Below are 17213 nucleotides of genomic sequence, written 5' to 3'. Positions count from 1 at the left end.
TCAACATCTTCCTCCTGCTCCCGATGAAAGCCTATGCGCTCTGTACCTTGAGCAACAGCGATTGGCTCTCGCGCAAAATAGCGAAATCACCAGACGTTGACGAATCGAAGGCCTCGACCGAAGACGCGACAACTGGACCAAGCCTTAACCCCGGATTGGAAATGCCTGGCGCAATTCGCAGGGCAGGTCTTTCGCGCGCTCCATCGCAGCTGATCGCGCCGGATGGCATTGCGGCCGAGACTGAGTGAGCAGCTTGTAGGAGATTAGGTCGTGAACGCGCATCAGACATATCAATCGTTGGAACGGGAGCTGTCTAATGAGGATCCGTGGCGGCTCGACGATAATCCGTTCGAACGTGAGCGTCACACCCAATTGCTGCGGCTGTCGCTGTCGAACAGCGCCGTCTCAAATGGCCTCGAAATCGGGTGCGCGGCCGGTGCGTTTACAGAGAAGCTTGCTCCTCACTGCAAACGGCTCACGGTCATCGATGTTATGCCGCGAGCGATCGGTCGAGCGGTCCAGCGGACCAAGAGGTGGTCGCATATCAGCTGGGCGGCGACTGACATTCTGCAGTTCTCGGCCGCAGAGCGGTTCGATCTGATCGTGGTCGCCGAAGTTCTCTATTATCTCGAAGACATGACACAAATGCGTACTGCAGTCGACAACATGGTCAAGATGCTTGCTCCGGGTGGGCATCTGGTCTTCGGATCTGCACGTGATGCGACCTGCAAGCGGTGGGGGCATGTCGCTGGCGCCGAGACGGTCATCACGATTTTGACTGAAGCGCTCATTGAGGTCGAACGCGTGCAGTGCCAGGGGCAGTCGGCTGACGAAGACTGCCTTTTGGTCCGCTTTCGGAATCCGGAGCCATCTTCGATCCCACCCAACGGCCGAGGCTGAGAGGAGCCACTATGCGTATCTGCGGTATCAAGTTGACGCATGACGGGGCCGTCGCTCTGATTGAAGATGGGCGAGTGGTGTTCTGCGTCGAGCAGGAGAAGCTGAACAATAATCCTCGTTATCAAACCATCGACAACCTGGATTCCGTTGTTAGCGCCCTGGCGGAGCACGGGCTTGATCCGAGCGATGTCGATCAGTTCGTCATTGATGGCTGGGATGGAGAGTTCGAATCCCAGTTTGAAGTCCTTAGTGGGACGACGACCGTCAAGCTCAAGGGCGCACCGTATATCGAACGCCAAGGCGATAGCCCCCTCGCGTCCCGCGATCGCATCGGCCTTATGCTTGATGGGAAACTATATCCCTATCAAAGTTATCCGCATGTCACCGGGCACGTAGCATCCGCATACTGCACCAGCTCGTTTGCCAAATCCGCACAATCTGCTTTCTGCTTGGTGTGGGACGGCTGCATGTTTCCGCGCATCTACTATGTCGAGCCGCACGGCATCCGGTTCATCGAGTGCCTGTTTCCGATGATAGGCCACGCCTATGCGACCGCAGGACATCACTTCGGACCTTACAGGCGGGCAGACCGGACCAGCTGGGATCTCGGCATCGCCGGCAAGCTGATGGCCTATATCGCAATGGGAGCTCCCGACGAGGAGATTATTGCGACGTTTCAGGAGCTTTACCAGGCGCACTTTGCCACGGATGCTGAGGGCGCTTGTCATGAGCTTGCACAGATCAATAGCTCACTATCACCACTTGAAGCTCTGCACGACTTCTTCGATGCGTGCGCACTGCGATTGAAGGCCAAGCAGGCCGAAGACATCCTTGCGTCATTTCACGTCTTTCTAGAGCGCCTGCTGGTTCGCACAATTGCTGATGTTGTGCAGCGACATTCGGATCTTGCGGGGGTGCGTAACCTCTGCATAGCCGGCGGCTGTGGCCTGAATATCAAGTGGAATAGTGCATTTCGTGCGACCGGTCTGTTCGACCACGTGTGGGTGCCGCCCTTTCCGAACGACAGCGGCTCAGCGATCGGTGCTGCTTGCTCTGCACTGGCGGCACAGCAAGGCTTTAGAGCTCTGGAATGGACGGTCTACAGTGGACCGGCCGTTCGTCCCAGCGAAGTCCCGCCCGGATGGGACGGCGCGCCCTGCACTATGGGCGAACTTGCGGCAATCCTCGCGAGTGACAAGCCCGTGATCTTCCTTGCCGGGCGTGCCGAGCTCGGACCACGTGCGTTGGGTGGCAGAAGCATTCTCGCGGCTGCGAGCTGGGAGGGAATGAAAGATCATCTCAACGACGTCAAGCTTCGTGAGCATTTCAGGCCGGTAGCGCCGATATGCCTGGAGGATCGTGCGGCGGAGATTTTTAGCCCCGGAATAGCCGATCCGTACATGCTGTTCGATCACCAGACGCGACTGGAATGGCGGGACAAAATTCCCGCCGTCGTGCATCTCGATGGATCTGCTCGCCTACAGACGGTTTCCAGAACATCTCAGCATAAAGTAGTCGAGCTTCTCATCGCGTACGAGAAGCTCACAGCCATTCCGCTGCTTTGCAATACCAGCGCCAATCTGCATGGACGCGGCTTTTTCCCGGATGCTGCCGCCGCGTGCCAGTGGGGACGCGTCGATCACGTGTGGTGTGACGGCCTGCTTTGGACGAAAAAGCACGCGACCAAGGACGCGGTGCGAACAACGTCCGTCGCGATCGCGTAAGCAAATGTCAAGCCCGGCAATCGACCTTTTCGAGGTGAGTAAGTCCTACAAGGACCGGACGGTCGTGGACGCTCTTTCGTTTACGGTCTCGCCAGGAGAGTGCTTCGGTCTGCTGGGACCAAACGGCGCGGGTAAAAGCACGCTTGCGCGTTTGATCCTCGGTGTTGCATCGCCCGACGCAGGTAAGATCTACGTGCTTGGCGAGCCGGTGCCGGCACGTGCGCCGTTGGCGCGTCGGGGCATCGGGGTTGTCCCACAGTTCGATAACCTCGATCTTCAGCTCACCGTGCGCGAAAACTTGCTCGTATTCGGTCGCTACTTCGGCATGAGCGCGACCGAGGTCAAAGCGGTGACGCCGTCACTGCTCGAATTCGCTCGCTTGGAGAACAAGGCGGACGCGCGCGTCGCCGAACTGTCCGGCGGCATGAAGCGGCGACTGACGCTGGCACGTGCCCTCATTAACGACCCGCAGCTCTTGGTGCTTGACGAGCCGACGACTGGCCTCGATCCGCACGGCCGGCACCTCATCTGGGAACGCTTGCGCTGGCTATTAGCGCGCGGCAAAACGATTCTTCTCACCACCCATTTCATGGAAGAGGCGGAGCGATTGTGCGACCGCCTGTGCGTGCTTGAGCACGGCGGCAAGATCGCCGAAGGGCAGCCTCATGCTCTGATCGAGCAGCAGATCGGGTGTCAGGTGATCGAGATTTACGGTGGTAACCCGCATGAGTTGCTGCCGCTGGTCAGAACCCAAGTGCAGCACGCTGAGGTGAGCGGGGAGACGCTGTTTTGCTATGCCGCGGATCCCGAGCAGGTGCGTCGCCGGCTTGCCAACCGTCCGGATCTCCGTCTTCTGCAGCGACCTCCAAATCTGGAGGATGTCTTCTTGCGGCTAACCGGGCGAGAGATGAAGGACTGAACGATGTGGCAACGTTTTGCGCCCGCGCTCCCTGCTAATCCATGGAACTGGATCGCGGTATGGCGCCGCAACTTTCTGGTCTGGCGGAAAGTCGCTCTGGCCTCGATTCTTGGGAATCTGGCCGAGCCGATGAGCTCTCTGTTCGGTCTTGGCTTTGGCCTCGGAATGATCGTAGGTGGCGTTGAGGGAACTTCATACATTGCGTTTCTGGCGGCTGGCATGGTCGCCACAAGCGCAATGGTCTCCTCAACCTTTGAAACCATCTATGGGGCTTACGCTCGCATGCAGACAGGTTGCACGTGGGAGGCGGTGCTCTGTACGCCTCTCACGCTCGGCGACATTGTTCTAGGTGAAGTGGCATGGGCAGCAAGCAAGGCCTTGCTCGCCGGGACCGCGATCACGATTGTTGCCGTCGCGCTGGGGTATGCAGAGTGGTCGTCCATTCCCTATGCGTTACCAGCCATCGCCCTAACTGGCGTTGCTTTCGCGAGCCTCGCAATGGTCGTTTCCGCTCTTGCACCGAGCCACGACTACTTCATCTTCTACCAATCCCTTATCCTCACGCCCATGATGTATTTGAGCGGGGCGATCTTCCCAATCAGCCAGCTGCCAGGTTCATTTCAACGCATCGCGGCCTTGTTGCCCCTGACACATTCGGTCGATCTCATTCGTCCAGCAATGCTCGGTCGGCCGGTCGACAGCGTCGGTTTGCATGTGGGCACACTGTGCATCTACGCAGCCATTCCCTTCATCGTCTCAGCTGCGCTGCTTCGGCAACGCCTGATGCGGTGAGAGGAACAAGACCTAAAGCGAAGCGTCGCGCGTGCGAGATCAGACACGGACGTAACGAACTTTCGGTTCGCGGCCGACGCTTATACGAGCCTCGTTTCGTTGGCGATGCCTGCGGCCCCGCGGCGACGTGCAGCCTACTCGCCAAGCAAGCGATATGAAATAGGCCAACAGGCCTCTCAAAATGAACGGAGAACAAGATGCTGTGTCTAGGATTGAGTGGCGGGCTTGACAGGGTCTATGAAAACCCGCTGCAACTACCGAACACGTTTCTGCACGACGGCGCCGCGGTGCTCGTCAAGGACGGTCGCGTGATCGCCGCCGTTGAAGAGGAGCGCCTCAACCGCATCAAACATTCGAACAAGCTCCCGAGCAGTGCGATTGAATACTGTCTAGCAGCCGCGGGTGTGGAGCTTCGCGACGTCGATCGTATTGCGTTCTACGCGACTGAAGCCTACTGCAATTCGATGCTCGAACGGTTGTTCATCTCACAACCTGAGATCTCAATTCCGCTGGATGCGAATCTCCTGTTGCGGCACCTTCTCGCGGCAGAGTTCGGTACCCAAGTTGACCCTTCGCGGGTGTCATTCGTAGGCCATCATCAGGCCCATGCCGTAAGCGCTTTGGCAATGTCCGGTTTTGAAGAAAGCCTGGTTCTCGCGATCGACGGCTGTGGCGACTTCCTCTCGGGTCTGTTGGCGGTGGGGTCGGGCACCGAAATGACCGAGCTCATGACGTTTCCAGAGACCAACTCTCTCGGACTGTTCTATCTGGAAACGATCCGATACCTCGGCTACGGCCTGTTCGACGAATATAAGGTCATGGGATTGGCTCCTTATGGAGATCCCGCTCGCTATCGCGAGCTTTTCTCCCAATTTTATGAGCTCTCCCCCAACGGTGCCTACCGCGTTCACATCGACCGCATTGGCCCGGCATTGCTGCGCAATATCGAGGTCCGGCGAAAGGGAATGCCGTTCACGCAACAGCACCGAGATGTGAGCGCTTCATTGCAGGAGGCGCTGGAGCGGATCGTGTTTCACATTCTTCGGCATTATCGTGAGCAGACCGGAATGAAACGGTTGTGCCTGGCTGGCGGGGTGGCCCACAACTGCACGCTAAACGGAAAACTGCTGTACTCAGGCCTGTTCGAAGAAATTTTTGTGCAGCCGGCCTCGCATGATGCCGGATGCGCATTGGGTGCGGCGCTGATGGTGTCGAACGAGGCCGGGCAGGCTCCGCCCCGCGAACGACTACAGGCGGTTTATTGGGGGCCCGATGTCGGCAGCGACGACAGCATTGAACAGCAACTGAAGGGATGGGCCGGACACCTCGAGATTGAACGGACCGCTGACGTCGCAGCCAGAGCAGCCGAGTGGATCGCTGATGGTGCTGTGATCGGGTGGGTACAGGGGCGGTCCGAGTTCGGCCCTCGTGCGCTCGGCAACCGCAGCATTCTTGCGGACCCGAGGCCCGCGGCAAACAAGGACCGGATCAATGCGATGGTCAAGAAGCGCGAGAGTTATCGACCGTTTGCGCCATCGGTTCTCGAGGAGGATGCGGGCGCGTTCTTTGAGTTGCCGGATGGTCGCGCAGAATATCCCTTCATGAATTTCGTCGTTCGCGTGCGCGAATCCATGCGTGCGTTGCTGGGCGCGATCACGCATATCGATGGTACGGCTCGGCTGCAAACGGTGTCCCGCACGAGCAATGCCGCCTATTGGGAACTTATCAATGCGTTCAAAGCTCGGACGGGCGTCCCGATTCTGCTTAATACGTCGTTCAACAACAATGCCGAACCGATCGTAGATTCCGTTGCCGATGCGATTACGGCGTTCTTGTCGACCGAGCTGGATGGCCTTGTGGTCGGGTCATTCCTCATCAAAAAGCGGGCAACAACGCTCGAAAATTGGACCGCGCTTGCTGTATCACTGCCGCCCCATGTATCTCTTTACCGGGTTCGCGCTCATGCGGGCCGAGACCGCCAGGAGACAATCTGCGAGATCCGCATGGGTCACTCCAGCCATGACAGCGTACGCGTCTCGCATGACCTATTCGACATGCTGATGCAAATCGAGAAGGAAGCTGTTCTGGCCGATCTTCTCGCCAGGGTCACCTCTGACAGGACCAGGCGCGAAGCTCTCCTGAACGAGCTGCGCGGGCTGTGGGATCAGCGTCGTATTCGGCTGCATCCGTCACAGACTGGGCCGTCGTAAAAGGTGCGCAATGTGACACCTCTAGCATGACCTGCCAATCGCAGTGCCGTGCAGGATGAGTTTGCGGGTTGGGTGACTTGCGTCCAGGTGACCAGCGCCCGGCGTGGATCGGCATCGCAGATGAGTTGGTGCGCCACACTCGCGCAACGAGAAGGGTTTCATAACGTGACGAAGGAACGCTTTGTTGTTTCTCGGAGGCGCACCGGCTTTGGTGATTGCCTCTGGTCCTTGGCATCAGCTTGGTCGTACGCGCAGCGGACCGGGCGAACGCTCGTTATTGACTGGCGCGGTTCCTGTTATGTCGACCAACCGTTCAGCAATGCCTTTCCGGTGTTCTTCGAGCCGGCTGAGGAGATCGCTGGCGTGCCGGTGATTTGCGATGACAGGGTCAACCAGCTCTCGTTTCCCGGCCCGTTCTTCCCGCCGTGGTGGAATAGGCCATCGATCGACTGTATCAATCGTCCGGACGAGCAGATCTTCCGAGAACGTGACGAACTGACTGAGCTGTTCCAAGCAGGAGACGATAACGAGGCCAACACCATTGTCTGTGACGCTTGCCTGATGTGGCGTTGTGGTGAGGAAGCCGAACGACTGATCTTCCGAAACATCAAACTCAGGTCTGAGATTCGAGCGCGGATTGAGGACTTGTATGAGCAACACTTTAGCGGCCATAGTGTCATCGGCGTTCATGTTCGGCACGGCAATGGCGAAGATATCATGGGGCATGCGCCGTACTGGGCCGATTCGGAGCTCGCTCTTCGTCAGGTCTGCATGGCAATCCGTAAAGCCATGGCTTTGCCATATCCAAAGCCTGTTAAGATCTTCCTGTGCACGGATAGCGCACGGGTGCTCGATCACATATCGGGTCTGTTTCCCGATATCTTCGCCGTACCAAAACGGTTCCAGGCCGATCTGGCAGGGCCGTTGCATAGTGCGGAAATGGGAATTGAAGGTGGAGCTTCCGCGCTCATCGACATGTATCTTCTTGCGCGATGCGCCACCGTGATCCGCTTTCCCCCCACCAGCGCCTTTACGCGCTATGCCCGTCTGCTCGTGCCACGCATTATTGAATTCGATCTGAGCAATCCCGAGCAGTTGACCCTGGTCGATAATCCATACGAGCATTTCGCGGCTTCATGAGGTGCCGCGAATCTGAACCTGAGCAATCGTCGCCTAGATCGTCGGCCTGATACTGCTGGCTTCCACAGCATCGGGTTTCGCAACGTCCGCAGCTGAGGGCTGACCGACGCACTGCCGGGATGCAGTGGTACAGCGAATGCCCGGCGAAGCGTAGGCCAATGCCGGCGAGCTTGGCGGCCTTGTCCCGGGATACGTCGGACCGCGACGTGTAAGTCGACTGGCCGGAGAAAAGGTTAGGGTCCCGGCATCGCCGGGCCGAAACCGCCATCGGTGGCCACGCGGTGAAGAGCACGGTAATGGTGGCCGGGCCGCCGAGGAATCTGACGTAGCAGACGGTCACGTCAGAATGTCCCAGCAGCAAGGACGCGCGTCAGGTAGACGTATCGCCCTTTCTGCGTTAATCCCTTCGCGGTCAGCTCGTCTTCTGGACGACGGCCTTGTTCATGCGCTGGTTGCGAAATACTTTCGACCGCAGCTGATCAACGGCACGAGCCCCAGCCCATCGATGTCGAACCAGAGCCGCATCTGCGGCGGCGCGTCCAACCGAGGAAATTGAACGAACTGGCCATCGATCCTGATCTCCGCACAAGGCAGCTAAACTATCTCCGCCAATTCGAATGAGCCACAGACCACCCCTGGAGTGCGACCCAGTCAACGCGCCCCGGGGGCTTGACGCGGCGTTGCTGTTGTCGAACAGCAAACAGGCCAGATGTTCAGAACCTGCCATTTGTCGCAAAAGTGCGCCCCTTATGCCCTGCGTCGCTTTGGCCCGGATCCTGCACCAGGTGCACAGCCGATGGGAGCGGAAGGGAGCCGCGTGTGAATCTAGATCTACCAGATGACAAAGCGGTCGTACCTCAATCGTCGGAAACGGACCCTAGCGGTCCAATTCACGCCGATCGAGCGGGCCGTCCGCTGCGTGAGCGAAAGACGCTGGTACTGACCGGGGCATCGCGCGGTATCGGTCGCGCCACCGGAAAATTGTTTTCGAAAGCCGGTTGGCGCATCATTTCTTGCGCGCGCCAACCATTGGACGCGGCGCGTCGCCCATCAGACTCAGAGGGCGACAGCTATATCGAAGTCGACCTGGGCGATCATCGGATGCTGCCGCGCGTGATTGCCGAGATCAAGGAGCGCCTTGCTGGCGCACCGTTGCACGGACTGGTAAACAATGCCGGCAACTCACCAAAAGCGGCAAACGGTACCAGGCTGACATCGCTGGCGACCTCAGTCGACACCTGGATGAGCGTGTTCCACCTCAATCTGGTGGCACCGATCCTACTCGCTCAAGGCCTGTTCGACGAATTGAAAAGGGCGTCAGGCTCGATCGTCAACGTGACGTCGATCGCCGGCTCGCGGGTGCATGCATTTGCTGGCTCGGCATATGCGACTTCGAAAATGCGCTCGCTTGTCTCACGCGCGAAATGGCCCACGATTACGCCGCGCATGGCATTCGCGTCAATGCGATCGCGCCCGGCGAAATCAAGACGGACATTTTGTCGCCTGACACGGAAGCGCATCTTGTGCCAAAGATCCCACTCCGCCGAGTGGGTACACCCGAAGAGGTAGCCAAGGTCATTTTCTTCCTATGTTCAGATGCGGCAAGTTATGTCACCGGCGCCGAAGTGCCGATCAATGGCGGGCAACACTTATAATTCAATCAGCCCCTAAAGAGCCCCGGCTGTTCTGAGCGTCATCGATGGAAGTCATGTTGGCCGGGGTGAATCCGCGCAGCGAGTTGGAAAACAAAGCGGCAAAGCGAGTTACTCTAAGTGCTGCCGACGTGCCATGAAGAGGGGTAATCTCTCGTCCCGCCCTGAGAACTGGATGTCAGATCGGGCATGCAACACGAATCCAACAAGTCCGATGGGGAGGATCGAGAAAGGAACGGAGAAGTCGTCATGCTAGACAGCATTTCCCTGCGCGAAAACCCAAACTCAACCTCCGACGCGGACGCTTCCGCTTGTATTGTGCGGTCCCAAGAGAAATCGCTAAGCACGATTGTTCAAATAGCGCACACGCTCACTGGCCTATGTCGGCTCGAGGCTAAGCTGACGAGCGTCATCGAGCGCCTGGGATCGCTCGTGCAGATGCGGCGCGGCATCGTATGTCTGTTCGAGCATGACGGCGGGCCGGAGATCATCGTAGAGGACGGCAGGAGCGAAGACCGCGACGCGCGCTGCCGGGTGCGCTTGCCGCAAGGAGCAATCGATCAAATCGTCGCGTCGGGGCAGCCGCTCATCGTGGAGAATCTAGCGCTGCATTCGGCCTTCAGTTCTTCGGAGGTCGATATGCTAAATGCCGGCGGTCATACGCGTGTTGCGTTCATCGGCGTTCCCATAGACGTTGACGGCAAAGTTGTGGGTACGCTGAGCATTGACCGCATCGCGGACAATGGGACGCGTGCGCAGCTCGAGGACGACCTCCGCCTTCTGACGATGGTCGCCAGCCTGCTAGGCCAGACGACGAAACTGCATTGCTCGTTTGTGCGCGATCGCGGGCGCCTTATGGACGAGGAGTTCCGGCTGCAGACGCAACTCTCCGAGCTCAAGCCTCATGGGCGGGACCGTAAGAAGGTCCAAGTCGAGGGAATGATCGGCGACAGCCCGGCGCTGCGCGCGCTACTTGACAAGATCGAGGTGATCTCAAAATCAAATAGCACGGTTTTGTTGCGTGGCGAATCGGGTACCGGCAAAGAGCTGGTCGCGAAGGCTATTCACGAGCGTTCAGCGCGCGCCAAACGCCCCTTTATCAAGCTGAATTGCGCAGCCCTCACCGAGACCGTGCTGGAATCCGAATTGTTCGGACACGAGAAGGGGGCGTTTACGGGCGCATTCAACGCGCGCAAGGGGCGCTTCGAGATCGCCGACAAGGGAACACTGTTTCTGGATGAGATTGGAGAGATCTCGGGCTCGTTCCAGGCGAAGCTTCTGCGCGTGCTTCAGGAGCAGGAATTCGAGCGGGTGGGCGGCAATCAGACGATCAAAGTCGACGTCCGCGTGATTGCGGCCACGAACAAAAATCTTGAAGAGGCGGTGGCAAGGAACGAGTTCCGTGCCGATCTCTATTACCGCATCAGCGTTGTTCCTCTGCTATTGCCGCCGCTGCGGGAAAGACGCACTGATATTCCGCTTCTCGCCGCTCGTTTTTTGAAGAACTTTAACAATGAGAACGGCCGCACTCTGGTATTCGATTCAAGTGCGATTGAGGTCCTCATGAATTGCGGATTTCCCGGCAATGTCCGTGAGCTCGAAAACTGCGTGCAGCGGACCGCGACGCTAGCGCGAGGATCGTCGATCGTAAGAGATGACTTTGCGTGCTGCCACGGGCAATGCCTGTCGGCGTTGCTATGGAAGTGTGGACCGGCGGAAATGGCCCGACAGCCGAGCCCGACAATCTCACTGCCCGCGAGGCTGAGCATGCCGCCAACACAAGCCGTCACACCCGTTCAGCCGGTGAGCAGCGAGCTGACACCGCTGGGGCCACCCGGGCGCCCCGTGGTGGGTGCCGCGAAAGTCACCGATCGCGAGCGCGTCATCGCAGCCATGGAAAGATCCGGGTGGGTACAGGCGAAGGCGGCGCGCCTGCTTGGACTGACCCCGCGCCAGATTGGCTACGCCTTGCGAAGACACGGCATCGAGATCAAACGCTTCTGAGCCAAGCGTCGAGCTCGCTCCTCTCTCTCTCTCTCTCTCTCTCTCTCTCTCTCTCTCTCTCTCTCTCGCTCGGCCGACTGGCATAGGAGAGCGTGGAAAAGAGGCGGTCGCCAGCTCGGATGCATGACGGGGATGCTAGCGTTGTGCCTTGGGTTGGGATTTACTCGCCGGCGACGCGTAGGGCGTCTTCGCTTCGGCCAGTCTTGTCATCGTCTGTTTGCAACGTACGCGACCTGAAAATGGCTTTGGCGTCGAAGCGGCGCGTGATCGCTGCGGCTCCGTTGCCGCCCCTGACTCCGATCAGCTTGAGATCACGCCGGTGCGTAAACCATCGCAGTTGCGACAACCGGCTCGTCGTCAGCCTGCATTCATTCCTCGTTGGCGAAATGCCTTGGATGGTATGACATTTGCTGCGTCGGGAGTCGGCTCGGCATCTTAGGAGAAGTACATGCACAGCATCGTCTGCATCAAACAAGTCCCCGACTCCGCGCAAATCCGCGTGCACCCTGTTACGAACACGATCATGCGCCAGGGCGTGCCGACAATCATCAACCCCTATGATCTCTTCGCATTGGAAGCTGCGCTCGAGCTAAGAGATCAATTCGGCGGCGAAGTCACCGTCCTGACAATGGGACCGCCGTCCGCCGAAGAATCTCTCCGAAAGGCACTGACATTTGGTGCCGATCGCGCTGTCCTGCTCACCGACCGTAGCTTCGCGGGCTCGGATACGCTGGCGACGAGTTACGCGTTGGCGAGCGCGATTCGCAACATCGGCAAGGAATATGGCCCACCGGACGTCATATTCACCGGCAAGCAGACGATCGACGGCGATACGGCGCAGGTGGGACCTGGCATTGCAAGGCGGCTCGGGGTCCAGCAGCTCACTTATGTTTCCACGATCAAAGCGTTGGACCTCAAGCTACGGACCATCGAGGCCGAACGGCGCTGCGAAGGGGGCGTCCAGGTGTTGGGTTCCAAGCTGCCGTGTCTCGTCAGCATGTTAGAGGCAACAAATCAAATTCGCCGCGGCGCAATGATAGATGCGTTGCGTGCCGCCCGCACCACAATCGTAAAATGGAGCGCCCAAAGTGCTGGCGTGGATGACATGGCCAATTGCGGTCTGAGGGGATCGCCGACCGTGGTCAAGCGTGTGTTCGCGCCCTCCGCGCGAGCGGAGAAGGCGACGTGGGTGGAGGCGGCCGAGCAGCCGGCCCAAGCATTGATCGACGCTATGTTCAAGCGCAACCCTATGCTCGAAACGGAGCTCGCACAGCTCGCCTCATCTGCGCAAGCTCGCGGTGCGTGAAGTCACGGCTGATCGAGCGCAGCGAGCAACAGCCTGGGTCTGGTTACGCATTGGCCCATCGCTCGTTGTACAGGCACGACCAAACTTCTCGACCACTCCCCGCCAGATGCGACAAGAAGGTGAGCCTTCAACCTGCCTACCCGAGCGCCGAGAGGTCGGTATCGGACCAGGATACAAGACGGCCCGCTACGCTAACGTTTGTCGCTACCTGCGAGACGACCAGTCCGCTGGGGAATTCACGCAGCCCGAGGATGTGCGCCTTCGAGTTTTGTGGCGGCCGCACAGAATATCAGAGCGTGGAGCTCGCGCGAGGGATCCCAGTCCTCGCGCGAAATCCGCCGTGTTTCACGCAACTGCAAGTGCGGGCAGCGCACCGTCCGACCACCGGACGGAATCGAGGTTGGCTGATAAGCTAAGCCTTTCCCGGTCAACATCTCCGCCAGCTCCTCCCTATACTGCCCCAGATCACATAGGAAGAACCGTGATCGGCAGAACGGCCGCGCAGCATCGTGAAAATCACCGCAGGGATAGTCGCGCACCAACTTCAGTTCAGCCTTCGGCCCCCAACGTCCCGCGGGCGCGCGTGCTAACGCGTGGTAAATTGCGCGCTTACCGCCAAGTTAGGCAGCTCGGGTCGCAACGGCTTTCGCAACTCTCTTGGTGTTTCCTGGATAAATCGTGAGCGCGGCGATAATGCCGAGCAAAGCCGCAAACATCAACCAGAAACCGGGCGACGCCTTGTCATCTGTCCGGTCGATCAGCCAAGTCGATGCAAGCGGCGTAAAGGTGCCAAAGAGAGCCGCGGCGAGTGCGAACGCCAAAGAAAAGCAAGTTGTGCGAATGTGCTTCGGCACGATTTCGACCAGAGCGCCCAACATGGCGCCGCTATAGGTGCCAAAGTAAAACGAGAACATCATCTCCACGATCAGCATCTTGCCAAAGCTTGGGTCCGTTACAAGCCAAGACAACGCTGGATATGCAGTCACCAAGGCTAGGCCGGCAATGGTCAGCAGGACCGGTTTCCGGCCGATTCTGTCGGAAATCGCGCCGCCAATTGGGTTCCACATGAAGTTCGTCACCGCGACCAAAAGCGTCACCAAGAGCGTGTTCTGCGTGGACAACTGCAATACGTGCCTGCCGAACGTAGGCGTGTACACCGTCACGAAATAGAATGTCGTGGTCGTCAGCATCGCGATCATCATGCCGAGAATGACGATGCGCCAGTTCGCAAGTGTGGAGGCAAAGACCTCGCGGGCCGTTGGGTGGTTCTTCATGACCAGAAACTCCGGAGTTTCCTCCAGCGTCCGGCGCAGGAAGAAGATAAGCGGTACGATCAAGCAGCCAAGGAAGAACGGGATCCGCCAGCCCCAAGCGGCAACCATTTCGGCCGGAAGTGCTTCGCTCAAAAAATATCCTATAAGAGCCGCGACAAAGATCGCAACCTGCTGGCTCGAGGACTGGAAAGATGTGTAAAAGCCGCGGTTGCCCGGAGTGGCAATCTCGGAGAGGTAAACGGAAACACCACCAACCTCAACGCCGGCAGAAAAGCCCTGCAACAGCCGTCCGAACAGCACGATCGCAGGTGCGGCAATGCCGATCGTCGCGTAGCCCGGACAAAAGGCGATGATGATGGTGCCAATGGCCATGATCGAAAGCGTGATGATCAGGCCTTGCCGACGGCCAATCTGGTCAATATAGGCTCCAAGCACGATCGCACCAACAGGTCGCATCAAGGCACCCAGCCAGAACACACCGAAGGTGTTAAGCAGTGAAGCGGTTTCGCTTCCTGATGGAAAGAACGCGTTTCCGATCGCACTGGCGTAGAACCCGAACAAGAAGAAATCGAACTGCTCGAGGAAGTTGCCGCTCGTGGCACGTAAGATGGCGCCAATGCGCGATTTGGCATTTGAGGCGTGCGCAATGGGCGCTGGTGACATGGCGAGTTTCCTCTCGATTTTGAAATGGCCGCTTCCGGAGAAAATCTCACCGCAGCCGCGTGCAGTTTCATGGCCGCGAATCGGCCATCAGGGCACTATCGACCAAGCCGTAAGCGCCTGACGTTTCCGGCATATTTTCGGCAATTGCCGCAACCCTCACAATTTTCGCTCGTCATTCCGCTCGTGCAGCAGGAGTGGCTCTCAAGCTACTGAACCCTGGGGCAATTCTCGGCGCCAAGGTTGGCGACAAGGCTGTTGTCTGTGGGGTGGCCGAAGTTCTCATCAAGCGTACCGATATGCAGTGAAAGGGGAAGGACGAGATCGGTGGCATACGAGCCGCAGCGAGGAGCTCCGTGAGATGTCGTGCTAGAACAGCTCGCGAGCCTGCGATTGGGGCCGAACCGCGCTATTATCTCACCCGATCTCCAGCGATGTCGATATGCTCAAAGTTAACCGGTGGTTCGCCGGAAAGGATTTTGTGAGCGCGCTGGCGATCAAGCGCGGCGCCGACGGCCATGCTTGGAAACAGCCACGTTGTCCTTCGAGCGAGGCGCGCCTCGTACTTCGAGGGGCGCTCCGGTTCCTATGTGGTCCAAACCCGGCGTCTCCGTAAACAGGGCCAAGAACAGGCACAAGCCTCGCGGTGGCATCGGGGCCTGGAGCTGGGCGGCACATCGTGATACGATCTGACCGCGGCTCGCGCATTCGGAATCTGACCACGACAACTGAGGTCGCATCACTTTGCCTTATTCGACGGTTACCGATTTCGCGAGATTTCGGGGTTGGTCGACGTCCGTGCCTATGAGGAGGGCCGTGTGGTAGGCCAGGAGCTGCACCGGAATCGCATAGACAATCGAGTTGAATGTCGCACCCATCTCCGGCAGCACAATGGTCGCGAGTGAATCCATGGACACGTCTGCGGCTCCCCTAGCGTCGGTTATCAAGATAATCTTGCCACCGCGTGCAGCGACCTCCTGCATGTTCGAGATGGTCTTTTCGAACACCCGGTCGGAAGGAGCGATGACGATTACGGGAACACTCTCGTCGACCAAGGCGATCGGGCCGTGCTTGAGCTCCCCGGCCGCATAGCCCTCGGCGTGAATATAGGATATCTCCTTCAGCTTCAGTGCCCCTTCCATGGCCAGTGGAAACGAGGTGCCGCGACCAAGATATAGCACGTCACGCGATTTGGTGATGTCGCGTGCGAGCTTCTCGATCTGCGGCTCGTTGGCCAGCGCCGCTGAAACGAGCCGAGGAATTTCGATCAGCTCGCGTACCAGATCGATGCTGTCGCCCTCCGACAATTCACCGCGCGCATTGCCCGCGGCGACCGCAAGCGCCGCCAGGACGACGAGCTGGCATGTGAACGCCTTGGTCGAGGCAACGCCGATTTCGGGCCCCGCGAATGTCGGCAACACTGTCCCGCTTTCGCGCGCAATGGTCGAACTCAGTACGTTCACGATCGAGAGGGTATGCAGACCTTGCGATTTGGCGTAGCGGAGCGCGGCCAGCGTATCGGCGGTCTCGCCGGACTGCGAGATGAAGATCGCAAGATCTCCTTGGCGCATCGGTGCCTCACGATACCGAAATTCGGAGGCGACATCGAGCTCGACCGGAATACGAGCCAGCCGCTCGAACCAGTATTTGGCGATGTGGCCGGCGTAGCCGGCCGTACCGCAAGCCGTGACCGAGATATGTCCGATCTCATTGAAGTCGAACGGAAGCTCCTGCGGCAGTGCCACGCTCTCGCTGGCAATATCGACGTAATGCGCAAGCGTATGCCCGATCACCTCCGGCTGTTCGTGGATTTCCTTCGCCATGAAGTGGCGGTAGTTCGCTTTCTCGACGAGAGCCGACGACGCGCCAGAGTTCACCAGATCCCGGCGGACGACTGTGCCTTGTGCGTCGTAGACCACGCTGAAGTTGCGGTTGAGCACAGCCCAATCGCCATCCTCAAGGTAGGTGATCAAGTCGGTAAGGGGCGCGAGCGCGATAGCATCCGATCCGAGATACATTTCGCCTTCGCCATGCCCGATCGCCAGTGGTGAGCCCTTGCGCGCACCGATCATGAGGTCGTGTTGGCCCTTGAACAGGATTGCAAGCGCAAACGCGCCCACTAGCCGCGGCAGCGACGCTTTTACTGCCTCCTGCGGCGAGCAGCCATTCTTCAGATAAGATTCGATGAGATGTGCCACCACCTCCGTGTCTGTTTCAGAGGCGAAACAGGCGCCATGCTGTTTCAGCTCCGCGCGCAGCTCCCGGAAATTCTCGATTATGCCGTTATGGACGACCGCAACATTGTCCGTTGCATGCGGATGAGCGTTGTGTTCGGTTGGCTTGCCATGAGTAGCCCAGCGCGTGTGCCCAATCCCGACATGGCCTGAAAGCGGATGGCAGCGAACACGTGTCTCAAGGTTTTTCAGCTTTCCCTCGGCGCGTCGAAGCTCGATGTGATTTCCTTTGAGCGTTCCGATGCCAGCTGAGTCGTAGCCGCGATATTCCAGTCGTTTAAGTGAATCGATGAGGCGATCCGCGACCGGACCGCGCCCCAAGATGCCTACAATTCCGCACATGGTAACCAGTTTACCTCAACTTCAAAACAGAGCGTCTCGCAAGACGCGCCTGACCA

10 protein-coding genes and 2 pseudogenes are annotated in these 17213 nt (G+C 58.7%); 10 read left to right on the top strand and 2 right to left on the bottom strand.

Annotated elements, in window-relative coordinates:
- The 10 genes and pseudogenes from AC0L20_RS33955 to AC0L20_RS33910 all read left to right on the top strand — a co-directional run.
- Positions 1-248, top strand: a pseudogene (locus AC0L20_RS33955) (chitooligosaccharide synthase NodC); the annotation flags it as partial.
- 22 nt (positions 249-270) lie between these two features.
- Positions 271-900: a nodulation methyltransferase NodS gene (nodS, locus tag AC0L20_RS33950; protein ID WP_473294831.1), complete on the top strand. Its 630-nt coding sequence runs from the start codon at positions 271-273 to the stop codon at positions 898-900.
- An 11-nt stretch (positions 901-911) separates the two neighbouring features.
- Complete coding sequence (nodU, locus tag AC0L20_RS33945; protein ID WP_473294830.1) at positions 912-2624, top strand: nodulation protein NodU; 1713 nt, start codon at positions 912-914, stop codon at positions 2622-2624.
- A gap of 4 nt (positions 2625-2628) precedes the next feature.
- Positions 2629-3543 (top strand): nodulation factor ABC transporter ATP-binding protein NodI, encoded by a 915-nt coding sequence (gene nodI, locus AC0L20_RS33940; protein WP_231189077.1) that lies wholly within the window; start codon positions 2629-2631, stop codon positions 3541-3543.
- Between the two features lie 3 nt (positions 3544-3546).
- Positions 3547-4335 carry an ABC transporter permease gene (locus AC0L20_RS33935; RefSeq protein WP_231189075.1) on the top strand — a complete coding sequence of 263 codons (789 nt, stop codon included), beginning with the start codon at positions 3547-3549 and terminating at the stop codon, positions 4333-4335.
- Positions 4336-4532: 197 nt separating this feature from the next.
- The gene (locus AC0L20_RS33930; RefSeq protein ID WP_473294829.1) at positions 4533-6545 is read left to right on the top strand and encodes a carbamoyltransferase family protein; all 2013 of its coding nucleotides are present in this window, start codon (positions 4533-4535) and stop codon (positions 6543-6545) included.
- 120 nt (positions 6546-6665) lie between these two features.
- Positions 6666-7685 carry a nodulation protein NodZ gene (locus tag AC0L20_RS33925; protein ID WP_473294834.1) on the top strand — a complete coding sequence of 340 codons (1020 nt, stop codon included), beginning with the start codon at positions 6666-6668 and terminating at the stop codon, positions 7683-7685.
- Positions 7686-8504: 819 nt separating this feature from the next.
- A pseudogene (locus AC0L20_RS33920) lies at positions 8505-9340 on the top strand (SDR family NAD(P)-dependent oxidoreductase).
- A 246-nt stretch (positions 9341-9586) separates the two neighbouring features.
- On the top strand, positions 9587-11341 hold the full coding sequence (gene nifA, locus AC0L20_RS33915) for a nif-specific transcriptional activator NifA (protein ID WP_473294828.1): 1755 nt from the start codon (positions 9587-9589) through the stop codon (positions 11339-11341).
- Between the two features lie 448 nt (positions 11342-11789).
- A complete protein-coding gene (locus AC0L20_RS33910; protein WP_007605808.1) occupies positions 11790-12647 on the top strand; it encodes an electron transfer flavoprotein subunit beta/FixA family protein in 858 nt (285 codons plus the stop codon).
- A gap of 620 nt (positions 12648-13267) precedes the next feature.
- On the opposite strand, the gene tcuC is transcribed toward AC0L20_RS33910, so the two are convergent.
- Both tcuC and glmS read right to left on the bottom strand, forming a co-directional pair.
- Positions 13268-14584, bottom strand: a complete 1317-nt coding sequence (gene tcuC / locus AC0L20_RS33905; RefSeq protein ID WP_085348758.1) for an MFS transporter — start codon at positions 14582-14584, stop codon at positions 13268-13270.
- Positions 14585-15330: 746 nt separating this feature from the next.
- Complete coding sequence (gene glmS / locus AC0L20_RS33900; RefSeq protein ID WP_473294827.1) at positions 15331-17157, bottom strand: glutamine--fructose-6-phosphate transaminase (isomerizing); 1827 nt, start codon at positions 17155-17157, stop codon at positions 15331-15333.
- Positions 17158-17213: the final 56 nt, after the last annotated feature.

The sequence above is a fragment of the Bradyrhizobium sp. Kon58 genome (assembly GCF_055807455.1).
This window is presented reverse-complemented; position numbering and strand designations above follow the sequence as displayed.